Source organism: Variovorax sp. 10N420 (genome assembly GCF_056394705.1).
Window position 1 is genome coordinate 57855 of record NZ_JBFTIJ010000016.1, and the last position, 17594, is coordinate 75448.

Genomic DNA, 17594 nt, shown 5'->3' on the forward strand with positions numbered 1-17594 from the left:
CATGCGCGTGGTGGTCTTCTGTCATTCGCTGGTTTCCGACTGGAACCACGGCAACGCGCATTTCCTGCGCGGGATCGGCAGCGAGCTCATCGCCCGTGGGCACTCGATCGTCTTCTACGAGCCGCAAGATGCGTGGAGCCGTTTGCAGCTCGAAGCGTCTCACGGCCGCGCACCGCTGGAGGCCTTCGCGCGCGCCTACCCTGAACTGCGCAGCAAGACCTATGCGCTGGAGAGCCTCGATCTCGACGCCGCATTGGACGGCGCGGACCTCGTGCTCGTCCATGAATGGAACAGCCATCTTCTGGTCCGCCGCATCGGCGAGCACCGTCGCCGCAACAACCACTACAGGCTGCTTTTTCACGACACCCACCATCGATCGGCGACGGACGCGCAGAGCATGGCCGCGTACGCGCTCGAGCACTATGACGGCGTTCTCGCCTTCGGCAATGTGATCCGCGACCTGTATCGGAGCCACGGCTGGTCGCGGCGGGCGTGGACCTGGCACGAAGCGGCGGACGCCCGGCGGTTCCGGCCTCTCTCCGACGAACGGAACGAAGGCGATCTCGTCTGGATCGGCAACTGGGGCGACGACGAGCGCGAGGCGGAACTGAGCGAGTTCCTCCTGGAGCCGGTCCGCAAGCTCGGCTTGCGCACACGCATTCACGGCGTGCGCTATCCGGCCCATGCGCTGGACCGGCTCGGCGAGGCAGGCATCGACTACGGCGACTGGCTGCCCAACCACGAGGTCCCGAAAGTGTTCGCGCGTTTTCGCGTGACGGTGCATGTGCCTCGCCGTCCTTACGTGCGGGCGCTGCCGGGCATCCCGACCATTCGCGTCTTCGAGGCTCTGGCCTGCGGCATCCCGCTGGTGTCGGCGCCATGGGACGACACCGAGGCGCTGTTCACCGCCGGGGAGGACTTCCTGTTCGCGCGTGATGGCGCCGAGATGCAGCGCCACCTGCGCATGCTGCTGAACGAACCGGATCTCGCGCGCGGCATGGCCGCCCACGGCCGCGCCACCGTGCTTGCGCGCCATACCTGCGCGCACCGCGTCGATGAGCTGCTCGCCATCCATGACGAACTGGATTCCCCGCAACCTCAACGGAGCCCCGCATGCATTCGAAGCTGAACATCGCCTTCTTCGGTTCGAGTCTCGTTTCAGCCTACTGGAACGGCGCCGCCACCTACTACCGGGGCATGGTGCGTGCGTTGGCGGCACGGGGACATCGCGTGCGCTTCTTCGAGCCCGACGCGTACGGACGGCAGCAGCATCGCGACATGCCGGACCCCGACTGGGCCAAGGTGATCGTCTACCCGGGCGACGACGAGCGCGCGGCACTGCGCTGTGTCGAATCGGCGCGCGATTGCGATTTGGTGATCAAGGCCAGCGGCGTCGGCGTGTTCGACGCCTTGCTGGAAGAGGCCGTGCTCGACCTGCAGGGCCCATCGACGCTGGCCGTGTTCTGGGACGTCGACGCGCCGGCCACGCTGGAGCGCCTGCAGAGCGATGCAAGCGACCCGTTTCGCGCGCTGGTGCCGCGCTACGACCTCGTGCTGACCTACGGCGGCGGCAATCCGGTCGTGGCTGCCTACGAGGCCCTCGGCGCACGGCAGTGCGTCCCGATCTACAACGCGCTCGACCCCTCGACGCATCATCCGACCGAGCCCGATCCGCGCTTCATGTGCGAACTCGCGTTCCTCGGCAACCGGCTGCCGGACCGCGAGGAACGCGTCGACCGCTTCTTCCTCGCAGCGGCTGCCGAACTCGTTGGTCGCCGCTGCATCCTCGGAGGCAGCGGCTGGGAGGACAAGGCGGTGCCGCCCAACGTCGACTACATCGGGCACGTCTACACCGCGGACCACAACGCGTTCAACGGAACGCCCAAGGCCGTGCTCAACGTGAGCCGCGACAGCATGGCCCGCTTCGGGTTTTCGCCCGCTACGCGTGTCTTCGAGGCGGCAGGCGCAGCTGCCTGCCTGATCACGGACGACTGGGAAGGCATCGACTGTTTCCTGCAACCCGGCAGCGAGGTGCTGGTCGCGCGCGATGGCGCGGAGGTGGCCGCGCACGTGCGATCGCTGGACGCCGACATGGCGCGGCGCATCGGCTGGGCGGCACGCCGCCGCGTGCTGGCGGAGCACACCTACGCCCACCGCGCCGCGCAGGTCGAAGCGCTGCTGGAAGGCCGGCAAGCCGCTCGGCCGGTACGAGAGGCCGCATGATGGATCGCCCGACCTTGCGCATCGTCATCCTCGGCCTGTCGATCACGTCTTCGTGGGGCAACGGTCATGCGACGACTTACCGCGGCCTCGTGCGCGAACTCGTGCGGCGCGGGCACGACGTGCTTTTCCTGGAGCGCGACGTCCCCTGGTATGCGCAGAACCGCGACCAGCCGAAGGCGCGCCACGGGCGGCTTGCGCTCTACAGCGATCTCGATGAACTGCGCCGTGTGCATGCACGGGCAGTGGGCGATGCCGACCTCGTGATCGTCGGCTCGTATGTGCCTGACGGAGTCGAAGTCGGCGATTGGGTGCAGTCGCAGGCCGACGGCCTCACGGCCTTCTACGACATCGACACGCCCGTCACGCTCGCGAAGCTTGCCGTCGGCGACACAGCCTACCTGGCCGCGCGCCAGATTCCGGGCTACGACATGTACCTGTCATTCACCGGTGGGCCTACCCAGGAGCGCCTGGAGCGCGAATACGGTTCGCCGGCTGCGCGCGTGCTGTATTGCTCCGTCGACCCGGAGCTCTACTACCCGGAGAACGTTGCGCAGGATTGGGACCTCGGCTACATGGGCACCTACAGCGACGACCGGCAGCCCACCCTCGACCGGCTGCTGCTGGAACCGGCGCGGCGCTGGAGTTTCGGCCGGTTCACGGTCGCGGGCCCGCAATACCCCGAGAGCATTCAATGGCCCGCGAACGTGACCTACACCGCGCACCTGCCACCAGCGGCGCACCGCGCCTTCTACAGCCGCCAGCGCTTCACGCTCAACGTGACGCGCTCGGACATGATCGCGGCGGGCTGGTCGCCGAGCGTGCGCATCTTCGAAGCGGCCGCCTGTGGGGTTCCGATCATCAGCGACCGCTGGGAAGGCATCGAAACACTGTTGACGCCCGGACGCGAAATCTTCCTCGCCGATTCGCCTGAAGAAGTGCTGCATCTGCTTCATGACTTGCCGGAGCACGAACGCATCGCCGCCGGCCTCGTTGCCCGCGCGCGGGTGCTCGCGCATCACACGGCGGCCCATCGTGCGGCCGAGCTCGAAGGCTACGTCATGGCGCTTCAAGAGGGGGCGGCGGCATGAAGTCCCTGCTTGAGCAGGCCGAAGCGCTCGGGCCGTGGTTTCACAACCTTCATCTGCCTGGAGGGGTGCAAACCTCGCCGAATCACTTCCTGGGCGGCGACTTTCCGAATTTCAAGTGGCAGCAGATCGAGCCCTTCCTTCCCCGGGACCTGGCCGGGTGGCGCGTGCTCGACGTCGGCTGCAACGCAGGCTTCTACAGCTTCGAGCTGGCGCGGCGCGGCGCGTGGGTGCTTGGGATCGATTCCGATGAGCACTACCTTGCACAGGCGAAGTGGGCCGCCAACGTGCTTGAGCTGCAGCATCAGGTGGAATTCAGGCAGATGGAGGTCTACGAATTCGCCAGGTTCGAAGAGACTTTCGATCTGGTCTGGTTCATGGGGGTTTTCTACCACCTGCGCTACCCGCTGCTGGTGCTCGATCTTCTGGCGCAGCGCACGAAGCGGCACATGGTTTTCCAGACGCTGACGATGCCCGGCGAATCGGTGTCCACGCAGACCGGAGATTGTTCGATCGAGGACCGTTCGCCGCTGCTGGAGCCGGGCTGGCCCAAGATGGCTTTCATCGAGAACAGCCTTGCGGGCGATCCGACCAACTGGTGGGTTCCCAACCATGCCGCCGTGGAGGCAATGCTGCGTTCGGCTGGCCTGCGCGTGACCGCGCGTCCGGGGCACGAGATCTATCTGTGCGAGCCGGCGAATTCGCCGCGCACGCCCTTGTACGCGCCGCAATTCGCCGCCGTGACGGGTTTGACCGGCGCGATGCAGCGCGTCAGCGGCTCGGCCGAACGGCCGAAACGATAAGCGCCTATCCGGCGGCGTGTTCCGCGGGTTCGGCTCCATCGGCGGTGCGTGCCAGGTCCGCAGCGGCGGCTGCGGCCGCGGCCGCCAGCGCACGGCTCTTCAGCCCGGCCAATCTTGCCTCCTGGGCATCGAATCGATGCGCGGATCCTTTCTCGTGTGCCGCCCGGCCACCCGCTCTCGCGATTTCGCGAAGCCGCTGAGGGTCCATGGCGGCAAATCCGCGGCGCGCGCGGGGAGGCGACAAGGTTTCTTCGGGCGATGGATGGGTGCTCATGGATTTGCCTCTTGCAGGGTGCGGCGTACCGGAATTGAATGGGCGTTTCCGTGCGCTTCGCAACGTCCATGCCAGAGGCGGGACAAGAGCAGCCTGCGAGGGAGAACCGCATTGCGGGCCGCGTGGGCGGCGGCTGTGGGCAGCGCTTTGGGCAATGAATGCGGCAAATTTTGCTGTCGGGCCGACAAGAAGCAGGAGCTTTTCGCATGAACCGCGTGAACCGCATGAACAGGACGAACAACGACGACGCAGTCTGTGAATCCCGCGCCGAGGACCGCGGCGTCCTGTGGCTCGTGGCCGCCTTGGTGGCTGGCGCAACGCTCGCGGTCTGCCGGCGCTGGCCGGCTGGCGACGGGGTACAAGACGTGCAGGAGACCCGAAAGCGCCTGGAGAAGCTGGACCACGACTTCCGCACGCCGCTCGGCAGCCTTGCCACCGCAGTGGAGCTTCTGCGCACCGAGCCGGCGGACTCGGAGATCTACCAGGAAGCGATGACCGTGCTGGAGCGTCAGATCGCACGCCTTCATTCACTGACAGATGAGTTGCACGACCTCTCACACGAACTGGCGGCGCCCGATGTCGGCCGCGGCGCTCGCGGGGCCGTAGGCTCGCGCGGAAAAGGCAGCAGCCGTTCTGCAGCTTGAGCCTTGCAGATTTAGGGAGCGCACGTGGGACACACCGTCATAGTCGAAGACGACGAAGATTCGGCACGCATGATCAGCGCCTTGATCGTTCGCGAGGGCCATACCGTCGCGAGCGCGAGCACGATCGAATCGGCCTGCCGGCTGTTGGCGATGCAGCCGGCGGATCTTCTGCTGCTCGACCTGCATCTGCCGGACGGCAACGGCTTCGAGCTGCTGCAGCACGAGGACCTGCTCGGCGACACCGAGGTGGTGCTCATGACGGGCAATGCGAGCGTCGAAACCTCGGTCAAGGCGCTGCGGCTCGGCGCGGCCGACTACGTGGTCAAGCCCGTCAGCCCCGCCCATCTGAAAGGGCTTCTGTCGCGCCTGATCCGGCCGTCGCGGTTGCGCGCGGAGCTGCAGGAAGTCACCGAGCAGTGGCGCGAGACCGGCAGGTTCGGTCGGCTGATTGGCGAATCCGCCGCGATGCAGCGGGTCTATTCGCAGATCTCGCGCGTGGCGGGCACGGCGGTCACCGTGTTCATTCATGGCGAAAGCGGCACCGGAAAGGAACTGGCCGCTCGCGCCGTGCACGACCTGAGCCGGCGCAGGGAGCAGCCTTTCCTGGCGGTCAACTGCGGCGCGCTGTCGCCGAACCTCATCGAAAGCGAAATCTTCGGCCACGAACGCGGGAGCTTCACCGGCGCCGATCGGCAGCATCAGGGCTTCTTCGAGCGAGCGTCCGGGGGCACGCTGTTTCTCGACGAGGTCACGGAGATGTCGCCGTCGCTGCAGGTCAAGTTGCTGCGCGTGCTGGAGACGGCGACCTTCATGCGCGTCGGGTCCACCGACGTGCGCCAGACGGACGTGCGGATCATCGCGGCGACCAACCGGAACGCGCTCGAATCGGTGGCGCGCGGTGTGCTGCGCGAGGATCTTTTCTACCGGCTGAATGTGTTCCCGATCACCATGCCGCCGCTTCGGGAGCGCAATGGCGACGTTCGCATGCTGGCCAATGGATTCCTGGCTGAATTGAGCGCGCAGGAGCGGCTCTCCAAGCACTTCACGCCGCGTGCGCTGGCGCGCCTTGCAGAGTATTCATGGCCGGGCAATGTCCGCGAGTTGCGCAACGTGGTGCAACGCGCTTGGGTCATGGCCGTCGATGAAGAAATCGACGAGGAATGGCTGCCTTCAGGGACCGACAAGGCGGACTTCGCGAGCGAGCCGCCGCTGGTGGATCACGGGGGCGAGTGGGCTCGCAACGGCAGCGGCCGCAACGGCGCCCAGCTTTCGATTCCGCTGGGGACGAACCTTTCCGACATCGAGCGACAGGTGATCCTGGCGACCTTCGAGCACTGCGGAAGGCACAAGGAGAGGACCGCCGCGGTCCTCGGCATCAGCATGAAGACGCTCTACAACCGGCTGAAGGAATACGGGACTTAGCGCCTCAGGCGCCGCCAATGCCGACAGTCACCTTGCCGGTACCGCCGCACGCCTCGCACACGCGGCGTTCGGGGTCGCGCCCCGAACCGCCACAGACGCGGCAGAGGCCTTCTCCGGTGGACGGCGTGCCCGGAGGCGCCTCGTCTCCCGGGGACATGGTCGACTCGGGATTCGCTGTCTGGACGGTCTGCCCGGATTCCTGATTGCTGGACTCTGGCGTGTTCATGATGTCCTCGCACATTCAATGTTTCGATGTTCAATGTTGTTCATGGCTTCGGCTTCGGCTTGGGGGCCTGGTCGGTCTGCGTGGGTCCGGTCGACGGCTGATCTCCCGGGTGATGCCCGGAGAGCCCGCCCGTCGTCCCGATGCCGGGCGTCCGGAGATTGCCGCTGCGCGCTTTGGGCGAGTCGGGTGTGACGGTCTCGCCCGACGACACCGAACCGCCCTTGTCCCCGGAGTCCGCGGACTCCCCGGAGCCCCCCGGTGTTGCACGCGTGGCGGGCTTCTTGCCGCTTTCGCCCTGGACGGAGGGCGCCATGCTTCCCTTGGGGTTGCCGGTGGGTTGCGCAGCGACCGGTGCACTCACGCCGCAGATCAGGGCACTCACGGCCATGGCGACGATGCCTTTTTCAATACCAATATGCATGTTTTTTTCCCCTGCTGCTTCAGGCCAAGTTCGAACCTTCAGGGCCCCTGCGATGTGCGTTGTCTGCGGCAGTGCGTGTCAGCAAAAGACGAGGGCTGCGCCGGTGCCGCCCGATCGAGCGAGCCGCGAGATGCGCCTACAGGCGGCGCGCGTGACCGGTGCTAATTTGCGTCACCATGCCGCAAAAAACGCAACCCGCTCCCATCGCGCCCGACGTCGCACCCCGGGGCACCGCGCTCCTGGTGGTCGACATGATCAGTTGCTGGGACTTCCCGGATGGCGACAAGCTGGTGCGCGGCGCGCGGCGCATCGCCCCGAACATTGCCGCGCTGAAGGCCCGCTGCCGGGAGACCGGAACGCCGGTCATCTATGCCAACGACAACCGCGGGCGCTGGCGATCCGACTTCCCGACGCTGGTGCAAGAGTCGCTGGAGCGCGGCGGCATCGCGGCCGAGATCACCCGCGCACTGGAGCCTGCCCGCGACGACTATTTCGTCCTCAAGCCCAGCCACTCGGCCTTCTTCGGTACGCCGCTGGAGCTCCTGCTGAAGTTCCTGAAGGTCCACCGCATCGCCATCGCCGGTGTGGCGAGCGACCAGTGCGTGCTGAGCACGGCGATGGAGGCGCGAATGCGCTCGTTGGAAGTCGTGGTGCCCAGGGATTGCGTGGCATCGCAGACGACGCCGCGCAACAACACGGTCCTCCGGCAGTTTGAAGAAGTCCACCAGGTGCCTACGATGCCAGGCTCACGCATTCGATTCGACGCAGAGGCAGAGCCATGACCACCTTGTCCGACTTTCTCGACCCGCGATCGCATGGCTTCGTGCGCCTGGCAGTGGCGGTTCCGCGCAATCGCGTTGCCGATCCGGTGTTCAATGCCAGCGAGACCGTGGCCATGTACCAGGAGGCGAGCCGGCAGGGCGCGGCTGTCATCGCGTTTCCTGAACTGGGGCTCTCGGCCTATACCTGCGACGACCTGTTTCACCAGGCGGCCTTGCTCGACGCCTGCGAAGACGCGCTCGCCACGGTGGTCGCGGCGTCGACCGAACTCGCGGGGCTGGCGATCGTCGGCCTGCCGCTTCGGGTCGACCATCGCCTGTACAACTGCGCGGCGGCAGTGTCGGGTGGGCGCGTGCTGGGCGTGTGGCCGAAGACCTATCTGCCGAACTACGGCGAGTTCTACGAAGCCCGCCAGTTCAGCGCGGCGGACAGCGCCTTGGCAAGCGAGATCACACTGTGCGGTACGCAGGTGCCTTTCGGCACCGATCTGCTGCTGGAGTGCCGCCAGACGCCGCTCCTGAAGCTGCATGTGGAGATCTGCGAAGACGTCTGGGTTCCGATACCGCCGTCGAGCTATGCCGCGCTGGCGGGCGCCACGGTGCTGGTCAACCTGTCGGCGTCGAACATCACCATCGGCAAGTCGGAGTATCGCCATCGGCTCGTCAGCCTGCACTCCGCGCGGTGCCTGGCGGCCTATCTCTATTCGTCGGCCGGCATTGGCGAGTCGACCACCGATCTCGCATGGGACGGCCAGGCCCTCATCTGCGAAAGCGGCGACATGCTGGCCGAGAGCGAGCGATTCAGCAACCGCTCGCACTTCATCATGGCTGACATTGACCTCGAGCGTCTCTCGCGCGAACGCATGCGCCAGAACTCGTTCGGGGTCTCCGCGCGGCGGCACAAGCAGGCGCTGGAGGGATGGCGGACGGTGCATTTCGATGCCGAGCAGCGGCAGCCCCTGTCGCAGCCGGGATTGCAACGCAGGCTTGAGCGCTTCCCCTATGTGCCTGCCGATGCGCGCAGCAGGGACGTGCGCTGCATGGAAGTCTTCAACATCCAGGTGCAATCGCTGGTGCAGCGCCTGGAGGCGGCAGCGATTTCCAAGCTGGTGATCGGTGTCTCGGGCGGACTGGATTCAACCCATGCATTGCTGGTGTGCGCCCAGGCGATGGACCGGCTGAAGCGCCCCCGCTCGGACATCCTCGGCTACACGATGCCCGGATTTGCCACGAGCCGACGCACGCAGGACCAGGCTCTGCGGCTGATGGAGGCCATCGGCTGCAGCGCGAGCGAGCTGGACATCCGGCCGAGCTGCAATCAGATGCTCAAGGACCTGGGCCATCCTTTCGCGGAGGGAGTGCCGCAATACGACATCACCTTCGAGAACGTTCAGGCCGGCGAGCGCACGAGCCATCTGTTCAGGCTCGCGAATTTCCATCAGGCGATCGTGGTGGGCACCGGCGACCTGAGCGAGCTTGCGCTCGGCTGGTGCACCTACGGCGTGGGCGATCACATGTCGCACTACAACGTGAACGCCAGCGTGCCGAAGACGCTCATCAAGCACCTGGTCCGCTGGGTCGCCGACAACGGTCAGGTAGGCGCCGCGGGCAGCGACGTGCTGCGGGCCATCCTCGCAACCGAGGTCAGTCCCGAGCTGGTCCCCGGCGATTCGTCGAAGGAGGATGAGCATCCGGGACAGAAGACCGAGGATTTCGTCGGCCCTTACGAGTTGCAGGACTTCCATCTCTACTACACCGTGCGATATGGCTTCCGCCCCAGCAAGGTGGCCTTTCTCGCCTACACGGCGTGGCACGACGCTGCGCAGGGCCATTGGCCTGACGACCTGCAGGGAGAGCGAAACGCCTATTCGCTCGCACAGATCCGCGAGCATCTGGGCACCTTCCTCTATCGCTTCTTCAAGACCAGCCAGTTCAAGCGCTCGTGCGTGCCCAACGCGCCCAAGGTGGGCTCCGGCGGCTCACTGTCGCCGCGGGGCGATTGGCGCGCACCGAGCGACGGCGAAGCGGCTGTCTGGCTTGCCGATCTGGAGCGGATTCCCGAGGACGAAACGCCCGGCGCCTGAAGGCAAGGCAGGGCGGGGCGGGGCGGGGCGTGGATCTTCTTCGCTGCCCAGGATGAGAAAACTTCCTACGCGACTGCCATCTTGCGAAAAGGAGTTTCGACGTCGGAGCCAAGGTCGAAACCGGCGCGACCGCCATCTGTTCCTCGCCGGGAGCGGAGTCAGCATATGTCATTGAAGAAGGCCGGCAGCACGCCGGGCGCAACCGTTCCTCCACCGCTTTCACAACCGACGGAAGCGCAGATCCGCGCCGAGGATCTGGAGCAGAACGACACCAGGATTGGCCAACAGCAGGAGGCTCCTGAAGGCCAGGACCCTGAGCGCGAGTCACGCATACGCGAAGCGGCCTACGCGAGGTCGGAGCGCAGAGGATTCACGCCCGGCCACGAGGAAGAGGACTGGCTGGAGGCTGAGCGTGATCTTGCGCAACGGAATCGATCGCGGGGCGGGTGATCGGTCACCAGTTGCTTTCAGCCGGCCAGCAACGAACCGTTGATACGGCACTGCACCAAGTGCCGAGATTATGATTTCGCATGCTCACGAAATCGCCTGGCGGCGCCGCGCCAAAGAAGCCCGCTCGTGCATCCAATCCGGACCGCACGCAACTCACGCCCGACGACTGGATCCGCGCTGCAACGGAGCTGCTGATGCATCGCAGCATCGATGCGGTCCGGGTCGATGTGATCGCGAAGATCATGGAAGTGACGCGTGGCAGCTTTTACTGGCACTTCAAGGATCGGGAAGATCTGCTGAGCCGGGTCCTGCTGAGCTGGCAGGAAGCGCAGACCGAGCAAATCATTGCCCGCTACCGCAAGCAGGGCGTTCATGCAGATGACTTGATCCGAGAGCTTGTCGAATTGCCTTTCCATGGACGTGCGGCGGCCAAGGGGGCATCGGTGGAATTGGCGATCCGCGCTTGGGCGCGCCGCGATGATATGGCGCGCAGGATAGTGGATGCGGTGGATGCCAAGCGTCTGGTCTACCTGGAAGAGTGTTTTGCAGAGCTGGAATTTTCCGCCGAGGACGCGAAATCTCGCGCCTTTCTGCTGTATTGCTACATGCAGTCCGAATCCCTGTTCCGCAATCAGGGGACCGCAAAGGACAAGCAACGGCGCCAGATCTTCGTGGCCGAAACACTGCTGGCTAAACGCTAGCGGCTGGACTCGCGCACCTCCCCGCAGCCGGGGAAACCCTGACGACCATACATTCGGGACGCTTTAAACTTTCCAGACACAACTGTATGGAAGCGACGGCCCGCCGAGTCCCGGTGCGCACGCTTTGTCAGCCTAAGGTAGCCATGCGCACTCCACTCTTTCGTAGCGGCGAATCGCTCGCGTCGCCCCAAGTAATTCGCGAACATCGCGCCGACGGCAGCTTCATTCTGCGCAGCGCCGACCCGTTGCGCCCCTATGCGCGCTGCATCGGAGACTGGCTGGACGAGTGGGCCATGGCGACCCCCGAGGCAGTTTTCCTGGCTGAGCGGGACAGCAATGGCGAGTGGCTGCGCCTGAGCTACCGGGAGGTGAGGACGCAGGTCGGCCGCATTGCCCAAGGACTCAGCGCATTGGACATGCCGCCGCACCGGCCCGTGGTGATCGTTTCGGAGAACGGCATTGACCATGCGCTGCTGTCGCTGGCGGCGATGTACATCGGCAGGGTGAGCTGCACGGTCTCAAGTGCCTACACCCGCATGACACGTGACTGGAGCAAGCTGCACGGCATCCTCGACATGCTCGAGCCCGGTATTGTGTACGCTGCAGATGCAGCAGTGTATAGCGAAGCGCTGGCGCATTGGCGCGGCAGCGCTCCGCTGTACTTCAGCCGCAATGCCAGGGAGTTGCCCGATGCACGGACGTTTGCCTCCCTGGCCGCAGCCAAGGAGGGGCCGATGGTCGAGCGGCTCGCAACCGCGGTGAAGCCGCAGACCGAGGCCAAGTACCTGCTCACGAGCGGCTCGACCGGTGCACCCAAGGTCGTCATCAACACGCATCAGATGCTGTGTGCCAACCAGCAGCAGATTGCGCAGGTGTGGCCCTTCCTTGGACGAGAGCCGCTGGTGCTGGTGGAATGGTTACCGTGGAGTCACACGTTCGGCGCCAACCATAACTTCAACATGGCGCTGGCGCACGGCGGGGCGCTGTACATCGACGACGGCCGTCCGGCGCCTGGGCTGATCGAGAAGACCTTGGCCAATCTCCGTGAGATTCGACCCAACTTCCACTTCAACGTGCCGCGCGGGTTCGACATGCTGCTTCCATATCTGGAGAAGGATCAGCAGGCTGCACGCGATGTCTTCGAGCGTCTGGACGGCATCTTCTACGCCGGTGCCGCTTTGCCCCAGAGTACCTGGGAGCGGCTTCAGAAGGTGGCCAACAGTGTGCGGGACGAGCCGATCTGGTTCACCTCCGCTTGGGGTGCTACGGAAACGTCGCCGGCGGTTACCTCTGTGCATTGGCAGATAGAGCGCGCGGGCTGCATTGGTCTGCCGCTTCCGGGCTCGCAAGTGAAGTTCGTGCCCAACGGCGAGAAGCTCGAACTTCGCGTCAAGGGACCGCAAGTGTTTCCGGGCTATCGCAACGCGCCGGAGACCACGGCTGCCGCGTTCGACGACGAGGGCTTCTATTGCATAGGCGACGCGGCCAAGCTAATGGACCCGGCGGATCCGGCAAAAGGCATCGCCTTCGATGGACGCGTTGCGGAGGACTTCAAGCTCACCAGCGGCACGTGGGTTTCGGTGGGCACGGTTCGGTTGCGTGCCATCAGTGCCATGTCGCCGTATGTGGCCGACGCAGTGGTGACAGGGCACGACCGCGAAGAGCTGGGGCTCATGATCTTTCTGTCCCCGCAAGGGCGGCAATGTGATCGTGCCAAGGTCATAGACCGTGTGCGTGATGCACTTCAAGCCTTGCGTGCGTCGGGCGCGGGCAGCTCCCAGTGTCCGGGCCGGGTACTGATGCTGGGAGACGCGCCGTCGATCGACGCCGGCGAGATCACAGACAAGGGCTACATCAACCAGCGAGTGGTGCTTAAAAGGCGCGAAGCGGATGTAGATGCTCTGTACTCCAACCCATCCGACCCGCGCGTGGTCGTCCTTTGATTCCGATTGAGAGGTCTTCATGCGTTTCGACGACGCCTACATTCCCTTGCCCCTTTTGTGGAGCTCACCATTCATCCGCTGGCAGGGCGCGGCGGCTGATTCGTCCGCACTCGACCTGGCGGTGCAGGTCACACGCGATGCGCTTGCGGCGGGCGGTTTCCATCCTGCGGACGAAGGGCAGATCGTCTTCGGCACCACCATTCCCCAGCCAGACAGCTTCTACGCGCCGCCGTGGATCGCGGCCCAATTGGGGATGCCGGGCATCGGGGGACCGGCGATCGCACAGGCCTGCGCCACGGCTGTGGCCTGCCTGGTCAGCGCGGCAGCCGCGTCGCAGCTTGGCGATGGCCAGACGCAGGTCGTGGTCACTTCCGACCGCACCAGCAACGGACCGCTGCTTGTCTACCCGCGCAGCGCTTCGATGGGCGGGGCACCCCACACGACGAACTGGGTGCTCGATTCCTTCGCCGCCGATCCGTGGACGAGCGAATCCATGCTCTACACGGCGGAGTGCACTGCAGTCGATGGCGGCTTCACGCGTCAGCAGTGCGATGAACTCACGCTGCTGCGTTACTCCCAGTACGAAGACTCATTGAGGGATGACCGCGCCGCGCAGAAGCGCTATTTGCGGCCTATCGTCCTTCAATCCCGCAAGTCGAAGATCGTGCTGGAGGTAGACGAAGGCATCAGCGAGTACAGCGCGGCAGGCTTGGCGAAGCTTTCGCCGGCGAAGCCCGGCGGCGTCATCACTCACGGAACGCAAACGCATCCCGCGGACGGCACGGCAGGCGCAGTCCTCACGAGCAAGGCCAAGGCAGTGCAACTCGCCGATGGCCAACCGGTCGTGCGCTTGCTGTCAGCGGCGTTCGCGCGCGCGGAGAAGGGCCGTATGCCGAAGGCGCCTGCCATCGCGGCGCACAAGGCGCTCACGTCTGCCGGCAAGCGCGTGGCGGATCTCAAGATCATCAACACGCACAATCCCTTTGCGGTGAATGACCTATGGCTGCACCGCGAGACGGGCTTTCCGCTCGAGCGCATGAATCCACTCGGCTGCAGCCTTATCTACGGTCACCCGCAATCGCCGACTGGAATGCGTGGCATTGCTGAGCTTGCGCATTCCCTCGCGATGGACGGAGGCGGCGTGGGCCTGTTCACTGGCTGCGCGGCCGGAGACATGGGCGCTGCCGTGGTGATCGAAGTCGCATAGACCATTGCGAAGGCACCCGAACGGTGGTCCGTTGGCCTCGCATGGGCCGTGCAGGGCGTTTGAGACGGCATGGAGATCTATTGCGTCTTTTGTCCATACAGAAATGTACGCTGCTAAGTAAAAACACCGCCTCTCACTGCAATGAGGACGTTTTACATTCCTAAGAATCACAGTACATAACTGTATTGTGATTGCAGCGACAAGCATCACCACAGCCGGACCGAAGCGGCTTGATCGCGCCTTCAAAACTCACACGGAGACAAGACATGTTGGGCAAACTTAGTGCATCTCGGATGGCGCTCCTTTTCGCCATCGCGGCCCTCGGAGCCTGTGGCGGTGGCGGGGGCGGCGGCTTTCCGGTCTCGCCTGCCTCCGGCAGTGGCTCGGGAACGGGAACAGGGACCGCCAGCTCGGGGGGAGGGACGACCTCGACGCCGCCGTCAACGACGCCCTTCCAGGGCCCGAGCAAGTCGACCTGCGAAGCATTGGCCGGCTTGGTTGAAAACAATGCGAGCTTTCCGGCCCAAACGAAGGTCACGACCGCCACGTTCAGTGCCGCGGTTGCTGCTTCAGGCAATACGCCCGCCACACCCGAGCATTGCGATCTTGTCGGCACGATTCGCGCGGCGCGTGTCGGCGCCCAGAGCTCGCCGGGTGTGACGCAGACTTACGCGATCAACTGGCGAGTCCGCTTGCCCACGGCGTGGAATGGACGCTCTGCGATGTCGGGTGGAGGTGGACTCGATGGCAGCGTTCCCGACACGCTCACGCGACTGCGGCAGGGCTATGCGACCGCCGCCAACGATTCCGGCCACGACAACGTCAAGAACAACGATCCCATGGCCGCGGCCACGGGTGCCTTCGCCACTGACTTCGAAGCTCGAACGGATTTCGCCTATCGCGCCATCGAGCAGACGACTCAAGCTCTCAACTCCTTCGTCAAGACCTACTACAACGAAGCGCAGGACTACGCCTATTTCGAAGGCTGCTCCATGGGTGGCCGCGAAGCGATGATGGTCTCGCAACGATTGGGTGACCAGTACGATGGAATCGTGGCGGGTGATCCGGGCTTCAAGCTCACAACGATGTCCACGCATGAGGTCTACGACGCGCAAGTTCTTGGCGCTCTGGCGACTTCGATGAATCTTGCTTCGGTGAACGGCGTGCCATTGGCCAGCAACACCTTCACCAATCAAGACCTGCAATTGGTGTCCAAGGCCGTCCTGGATGCGTGCGACGGCTTGGATGGGCTGATCGATGGGATGGTCAACAAGCCTTTGCAGTGCACCACATCCAAGGTGTTGCCGAAGCTCGACCTTGTGCAATGCAGTGGCGCCAAGGCCGACGGTTGTCTCACTTCCGGTCAGATCGACGCGATCGTGAAGATATATGCCGGGCCAGTCACTCCGTCGGGCAAGCGCCCCTACTACCCATGGATGTGGGACGCCGGCATCGCGGGCTGCACGAGCGCTGCGGATTGCAACGCTGCGGGTGCAACCAACATTGCAACCGGCTGGCGTTCGTGGAAGATTGGCTCTTACCAGGCGAACCTCGCCACCGCGCAGAACAATTCGCTGGACTTCACCGGCGGCGCGGGAGGCGCGCTGAGTACGGTTCTCGCACCCACGCCACCGACGTCCCCGGCGCCGACGGCAGCAGAGGGTCTGACCAAGATCATGCTGAACTACGACCTCGACGCCTATTACGCGAGCTTGTTCAACACGACAGTTGCATTCCCGGTCTCGTCGTTCGATCAGCTGCAGGCGGACTCGACCGACTATTCCAAGCTCAAGGGCAGGAAGGGCAAACTGATCGTGTATCAGCCTCAAAGCGGCGGTCCCTTCTCGCCGATGGCCATGGTTGACTGGTATGAGCAACTCAACACGGCCAACGGCGGAACGCCGTTCAACTACGCGAAGACGCAGGAATTCGCCCGCTTGTTCCTGATGCCGGGCGTGCAGCACTGCTCGGGCGGGCCCGGAACGAGCACCATGGATGCTTTCGCTGCAGTCGTGAACTGGGTCGAGAAGGGCGCAGCGCCCGCGTCGATCATCGGTACTGCTCCTGTCGGGACGCCATGGCCGGGCCGCACCCGCCCACTGTGCGCCTACCCAACGAGCGCGACCTACAAGGGCACCGGCAGCATCGAAGACGCAGCGAACTTCATTTGCCAGTAATAGCCCGCGGCTCAGGAAATGCAAAAGGGCCGCGAACCGGCCCTTTTGCTTTGCTGCTGATGCTGAGCAGTTTCAGGTGCCGTTGTGGCGTCTCACCCTTAGTTCAGTTTGGGCCCTTGCCCATCACGAGTGCGAATAACTCGTTGGGGTGATGAATGCCAAGCCGATCGAAGGCGCGGTCGCGATAGGTCTTGACGGTGCCTGGTGATACGCCAAGATCACCTGGCCCAAGTACAACGGGACTGGAGATCTCAACATCGCAGCGAGCTACAGCTGTGTCAACTGAACGCGTTCGCCCTCGCCGGCGCGGCGCCATGCGCTGATTCAACAAAGGGTCCTTCGGAGACTGCGTTCTTCCGAAGGACCCCCGCAGTCTTGGAGTACCCGTTGGGTTTTGCCGAGACCGTGAACGCAATGTCGGTCACACGTGCGAGGTGACGACTCGGCAGGGGACTGAAGAGCCGGACGGATGAATCCTACGGCAACGGCTTCGTTGTCGGACTGACCTGCCAGCAGTAGACGACTTTGGCTTGCCCGGTCGTCGCGTCGGCGGGCGCAGCTTGCTTCGGCATACCAGCCACTTTGCTTGTCATGCCATGAAGACTTATCGCGTCATGGTCATTCGCCATGCAGAGAAGCCCAATGAGGACGGCAGCGTCCAGGGGGTGAACTCGAATGGCAGCGCCAGCCCGCAGGCACTGAGCGTTCTCGGCTGGCAAAGGGCGGGAGCGCTGGTGAGCTTCTTCACCGGCTTTACCGGAGGCGGCGCCGAGCATATCGAGAAGCCAGAGTTCCTGTTCGCCCCCCGGCCCACGGAAAAGGCACCCAGCGAACGTGCTCTGCAGACCCTTCAGCCGTTGGCCGGCTTCATCGGAAAAACCGTGTCGACGCAATTCCAGAAAGGGCAAGAGGCGGACTTGGTCGCGCACATTGCGCAATTGCCCGGCGCGGTGCTCGTCGCTTGGGAGCACAAGGCGATTGTCGATATTGGCAATGCGCTCATGGGTGGCCGGGACGAAACACCCCAGTCGTGGCCGGACGACCGATTCGACCTAGTGTGGGTTTTTGAGCGAGCCGGATCCGACACGAGTTGGCGCTTCTTCCAGGTTCCCGAGCAGCTCCTTTCGGGCGATCGGTGCGAATCCATCTGAAGTC

At 64.6% G+C, this 17594-nt stretch carries 17 protein-coding genes and 1 pseudogene; 14 read left to right on the top strand and 4 right to left on the bottom strand.

What is annotated here, in order from left to right; all coding sequences use genetic code 11:
• Window position 1 precedes the first annotated feature (1 nt).
• The 4 genes from AC1DEK_RS26955 to AC1DEK_RS26970 are packed head-to-tail and all read left to right on the top strand — an operon-like array spanning window position 2 to window position 4111.
• Window positions 2-1129, top strand: a complete 1128-nt coding sequence (locus AC1DEK_RS26955) for a CgeB family protein (RefSeq protein ID WP_478128381.1) — start codon at window positions 2-4, stop codon at window positions 1127-1129.
• On the top strand, window positions 1114-2223 hold the full coding sequence (locus AC1DEK_RS26960) for a CgeB family protein (protein ID WP_478128382.1): 1110 nt from the start codon (window positions 1114-1116) through the stop codon (window positions 2221-2223). Before AC1DEK_RS26955 ends, AC1DEK_RS26960 begins: the two co-directional genes overlap by 16 nt.
• Window positions 2220-3311, top strand: a complete 1092-nt coding sequence (locus AC1DEK_RS26965) for a CgeB family protein (RefSeq protein WP_478128383.1) — start codon at window positions 2220-2222, stop codon at window positions 3309-3311. Before AC1DEK_RS26960 ends, AC1DEK_RS26965 begins: the two co-directional genes overlap by 4 nt.
• Entirely contained in the window at window positions 3308-4111 is an 804-nt protein-coding gene (locus AC1DEK_RS26970; protein ID WP_478128384.1) for a TIGR04290 family methyltransferase, read from the top strand. The genes AC1DEK_RS26965 and AC1DEK_RS26970 overlap by 4 nt, the downstream gene beginning before the upstream one ends.
• A 4-nt stretch (window positions 4112-4115) precedes the next feature.
• Here AC1DEK_RS26970 and AC1DEK_RS26975 read toward each other — a convergent pair whose 3' ends face one another.
• Window positions 4116-4385, bottom strand: a complete 270-nt coding sequence (locus AC1DEK_RS26975; protein WP_478128385.1) for a KGG domain-containing protein — start codon at window positions 4383-4385, stop codon at window positions 4116-4118.
• Between the two features lie 206 nt (window positions 4386-4591).
• Between AC1DEK_RS26975 and AC1DEK_RS26980 the strand changes: the two genes are divergently transcribed.
• Together AC1DEK_RS26980 and AC1DEK_RS26985 are read left to right on the top strand one after the other, a co-directional pair.
• Entirely contained in the window at window positions 4592-5029 is a 438-nt protein-coding gene (locus AC1DEK_RS26980; protein ID WP_478128386.1) for a histidine kinase dimerization/phospho-acceptor domain-containing protein, read from the top strand.
• Window positions 5030-5053: 24 nt separating this feature from the next.
• Window positions 5054-6451, top strand: a complete 1398-nt coding sequence (locus AC1DEK_RS26985; RefSeq protein WP_478128387.1) for a sigma-54-dependent transcriptional regulator — start codon at window positions 5054-5056, stop codon at window positions 6449-6451.
• 4 nt (window positions 6452-6455) lie between these two features.
• On the opposite strand, the gene AC1DEK_RS26990 is transcribed toward AC1DEK_RS26985, so the two are convergent.
• Together AC1DEK_RS26990 and AC1DEK_RS26995 are read right to left on the bottom strand one after the other, a co-directional pair.
• Window positions 6456-6677 carry a hypothetical protein gene (locus tag AC1DEK_RS26990; protein ID WP_478128388.1) on the bottom strand — a complete coding sequence of 74 codons (222 nt, stop codon included), beginning with the start codon at window positions 6675-6677 and terminating at the stop codon, window positions 6456-6458.
• A gap of 40 nt (window positions 6678-6717) precedes the next feature.
• A complete protein-coding gene (locus AC1DEK_RS26995) occupies window positions 6718-7098 on the bottom strand; it encodes a hypothetical protein (protein ID WP_478128389.1) in 381 nt (126 codons plus the stop codon).
• Between the two features lie 176 nt (window positions 7099-7274).
• Between AC1DEK_RS26995 and AC1DEK_RS27000 the strand changes: the two genes are divergently transcribed.
• The 7 genes from AC1DEK_RS27000 (at window position 7275) to AC1DEK_RS27030 (ending at window position 16439) form a co-directional block, all read left to right on the top strand.
• Window positions 7275-7880 carry a cysteine hydrolase family protein gene (locus AC1DEK_RS27000; RefSeq protein ID WP_478128390.1) on the top strand — a complete coding sequence of 202 codons (606 nt, stop codon included), beginning with the start codon at window positions 7275-7277 and terminating at the stop codon, window positions 7878-7880.
• Entirely contained in the window at window positions 7877-9961 is a 2085-nt protein-coding gene (locus tag AC1DEK_RS27005) for an NAD(+) synthase (RefSeq protein ID WP_478128391.1), read from the top strand. Before AC1DEK_RS27000 ends, AC1DEK_RS27005 begins: the two co-directional genes overlap by 4 nt.
• A 165-nt stretch (window positions 9962-10126) precedes the next feature.
• Window positions 10127-10411 carry a DUF2934 domain-containing protein gene (locus tag AC1DEK_RS27010; protein WP_478128392.1) on the top strand — a complete coding sequence of 95 codons (285 nt, stop codon included), beginning with the start codon at window positions 10127-10129 and terminating at the stop codon, window positions 10409-10411.
• An 80-nt stretch (window positions 10412-10491) separates the two neighbouring features.
• Window positions 10492-11112, top strand: a complete 621-nt coding sequence (locus AC1DEK_RS27015) for a TetR/AcrR family transcriptional regulator (protein WP_478128393.1) — start codon at window positions 10492-10494, stop codon at window positions 11110-11112.
• Window positions 11113-11255: 143 nt separating this feature from the next.
• On the top strand, window positions 11256-13055 hold the full coding sequence (locus AC1DEK_RS27020; protein WP_478128394.1) for a feruloyl-CoA synthase: 1800 nt from the start codon (window positions 11256-11258) through the stop codon (window positions 13053-13055).
• A 19-nt stretch (window positions 13056-13074) separates the two neighbouring features.
• Window positions 13075-14262, top strand: coding sequence for a thiolase family protein (locus tag AC1DEK_RS27025; RefSeq protein WP_478128395.1), 1188 nt, complete (start codon window positions 13075-13077; stop codon window positions 14260-14262).
• Between the two features lie 266 nt (window positions 14263-14528).
• A complete protein-coding gene (locus tag AC1DEK_RS27030) occupies window positions 14529-16439 on the top strand; it encodes a tannase/feruloyl esterase family alpha/beta hydrolase (protein WP_478128396.1) in 1911 nt (636 codons plus the stop codon).
• A 103-nt stretch (window positions 16440-16542) separates the two neighbouring features.
• Here the strand turns inward: AC1DEK_RS27030 and AC1DEK_RS27035 are convergent.
• Window positions 16543-16659 (bottom strand): annotated as a pseudogene (locus tag AC1DEK_RS27035) (helix-turn-helix transcriptional regulator); the annotation flags it as partial.
• A 376-nt stretch (window positions 16660-17035) separates the two neighbouring features.
• Here AC1DEK_RS27035 and AC1DEK_RS27040 point away from each other — a divergent pair.
• Window positions 17036-17590, top strand: a complete 555-nt coding sequence (locus AC1DEK_RS27040; RefSeq protein ID WP_478128397.1) for a histidine phosphatase family protein — start codon at window positions 17036-17038, stop codon at window positions 17588-17590.
• Window positions 17591-17594: the final 4 nt, after the last annotated feature.

Coding starts and splice junctions, on each gene's coding strand:
- AC1DEK_RS26955 (WP_478128381.1), top strand. CDS start 2: ATGCGCGTGGTGGTCTTCTGTCATTCGCTGGTTTCCGACTGGAACCAC.
- AC1DEK_RS26960 (WP_478128382.1), top strand. CDS start 1,114: ATGCATTCGAAGCTGAACATCGCCTTCTTCGGTTCGAGTCTCGTTTCA.
- AC1DEK_RS26965 (WP_478128383.1), top strand. CDS start 2,220: ATGATGGATCGCCCGACCTTGCGCATCGTCATCCTCGGCCTGTCGATC.
- AC1DEK_RS26970 (WP_478128384.1), top strand. CDS start 3,308: ATGAAGTCCCTGCTTGAGCAGGCCGAAGCGCTCGGGCCGTGGTTTCAC.
- AC1DEK_RS26975 (WP_478128385.1), bottom strand. CDS start 4,385: ATGAGCACCCATCCATCGCCCGAAGAAACCTTGTCGCCTCCCCGCGCG.
- AC1DEK_RS26980 (WP_478128386.1), top strand. CDS start 4,592: ATGAACCGCGTGAACCGCATGAACAGGACGAACAACGACGACGCAGTC.
- AC1DEK_RS26990 (WP_478128388.1), bottom strand. CDS start 6,677: ATGAACACGCCAGAGTCCAGCAATCAGGAATCCGGGCAGACCGTCCAG.
- AC1DEK_RS26995 (WP_478128389.1), bottom strand. CDS start 7,098: ATGCATATTGGTATTGAAAAAGGCATCGTCGCCATGGCCGTGAGTGCC.
- AC1DEK_RS27000 (WP_478128390.1), top strand. CDS start 7,275: ATGCCGCAAAAAACGCAACCCGCTCCCATCGCGCCCGACGTCGCACCC.
- AC1DEK_RS27005 (WP_478128391.1), top strand. CDS start 7,877: ATGACCACCTTGTCCGACTTTCTCGACCCGCGATCGCATGGCTTCGTG.
- AC1DEK_RS27010 (WP_478128392.1), top strand. CDS start 10,127: ATGTCATTGAAGAAGGCCGGCAGCACGCCGGGCGCAACCGTTCCTCCA.
- AC1DEK_RS27015 (WP_478128393.1), top strand. CDS start 10,492: ATGCTCACGAAATCGCCTGGCGGCGCCGCGCCAAAGAAGCCCGCTCGT.
- AC1DEK_RS27020 (WP_478128394.1), top strand. CDS start 11,256: ATGCGCACTCCACTCTTTCGTAGCGGCGAATCGCTCGCGTCGCCCCAA.
- AC1DEK_RS27025 (WP_478128395.1), top strand. CDS start 13,075: ATGCGTTTCGACGACGCCTACATTCCCTTGCCCCTTTTGTGGAGCTCA.
- AC1DEK_RS27030 (WP_478128396.1), top strand. CDS start 14,529: ATGTTGGGCAAACTTAGTGCATCTCGGATGGCGCTCCTTTTCGCCATC.
- AC1DEK_RS27040 (WP_478128397.1), top strand. CDS start 17,036: ATGAAGACTTATCGCGTCATGGTCATTCGCCATGCAGAGAAGCCCAAT.